Here is a 2040-nt window from a genome sequence, read left to right as displayed (position 1 = left end):
ATTTTGGTTAGGATTAATATTCGACACTATTGAAGATACAGATTGAATTCGTTCAATAGTGTCGAATATTAATCCTAACCAAAATAAACCAAATTTTATGACTAAAAACTACTACTACTTCAGAGAGGGGTTACTCCGCTCTACGCTATCTAAAACAATTGAAAAATCTGTTTTGGTGATCCTAACTAACTAGGACTGGCATACAATTATCCAAATCTATTTCTCTTTAAATGATTTTAAATAATGGAAAAAATAACCAATATGGGTAATGATGCGCGCTCCAGATATTGGGGAGCAAAGCAGTTATTACTCGTGATGTATTTAACACTGATTATCTCCGCGCTGTTGATTGATACAGCTGCCGCGCAACAACGGCGAAAAATAACCGGGACGGTAGTTGATGAACAAAAGCAGCTATTAATAGGAGTTACTATTACTGTAAAAGGTACTGGTTCTAAAGTGCAAACTGGCACAAATGGAGAATTTGCTATAGAGGTGCCTGCTGATCGGCAGACACTTACCGTTGCATATGTAGGAATGAAAACTCAGGATGTGAATATTGCCGGCAAAAATACGGTAAACATAACCATGAAATCCAACTCAGATCAATTGGGTGATGTAGTGATTGTAGGGTACGGCGTTCAAAAGAAACAGAGTGTTGTTGGTGCAATTACACAAACCACAAGTGAAGTACTGGAACGAACAGGCGGTGTATCTAGTTTAGGTGCAGCATTAACTGGAAATTTGCCGGGAGTAATCACTACCGCCAGCACTGGAATGCCAGGGGATGAAGATCCTCAGATTCTTATTCGTGGTCGCAGTACCTGGAACAATGCCAGTCCGCTTATTTTAGTAGATGGAGTTGAACGATCGATAAATAACATCGATATCAGCTCTGTGGCCTCAGTATCTGTACTTAAAGATGCTTCAGCCACTGCGGTATTTGGGGTGAAAGGAGCAAACGGCGTAATCTTGATTACCACCAAAAGGGGCCGTGAAGGGAAGGCAGAAATCAGAGCAGCTGCTAATACAGTTGTTAAATCTGCATCTAAATTGCCAGGTAAGCTCGACTCGTATGATATGTTCCAGGTGCGTAACCGAACAATCGAATACGAATTAGCACTCGCTCCAGGCGCCTGGAGTTCATATCTTCCTGAAGCTGTGATGCAAAAATATCGCTCGCCTGCCAATCTTGAAGAAGCTGAGCGTTATCCAAACGTAGACTGGGTAAATACCTTGTTTAGAGATAATGCAATGTCTTACAATGCCAATCTTAATGTAAGCGGTGGAACATCGTTTGTGAAGTATTTTTCTTCTGTTGATTACCTTGATGAAGGAGATTTGTTCAGAAGGTTTGGTAACGATCGCGGTTATAGCGGTGGCTACAGTTTCAAAAGATTGAACGTAAGAAGCAACCTGGATTTTCAATTAACACCATCAACGGTATTCAGAACAAATATCTCAGGTTCAAGAGGTACATCAGAGCGCCCATGGATTGATGTTAACCCTTACAACACCTGGACARCTGCTTATTCTGCAGCACCAAATCTCTATCTCCCTGTTTATTCGGATGGTACATGGGGATATTATAAGCCCAATGAACAACAGAGTTTAAACTCTGTTAGGATTTTGTCTACCAGTGGCCTTCAAACTACTACAACTTCACGTATAACCACAGATTTTACCTTGGATCAAAGCTTAAATTCTCTTGTTAAGGGATTGAGTTTAAAAGGAACGCTTTCTATCGATAATACATTTATCGAAGCTGGTCGTGGGATTGACGACCGGAATAATGGAACACTAAGTAAATACATCGACCCTGAAACAGGAGTAGTAAGTTATTCACAAACCAAAGATGCTGCAACAGAGCTGGAATGGAGGGAAAGTGTAAGATGGGCAAGCCGGGCAGGAGACGTTAACGATGGCGCAACCTACCGCAGAATGTTTTCTCAAGTGCAGGTCAATTATGCCAAAACCATTGCCCAAAAGCATAATTTAACGGCTATGGGGCTTTGGAGCAGAGATAACACAGCTACGGGA

Annotated in this window: 1 protein-coding gene; it reads left to right on the top strand. The window is 41.3% G+C overall.

The window, feature by feature from the left end:
* Positions 1 to 243: 243 nt before the first annotated feature.
* Positions 244 to 2040 (top strand): SusC/RagA family TonB-linked outer membrane protein (locus AC1DPQ_RS26200; RefSeq protein WP_477611356.1); only part of this gene is annotated, 1797 nt, incomplete at its 3' end.

The organism is Pedobacter sp. 01T416_2, from assembly GCF_056398925.1.
The sequence above is the reverse complement of the archived record's forward strand: the minus strand, read 5'-3'. Positions and strand labels throughout refer to the sequence as shown.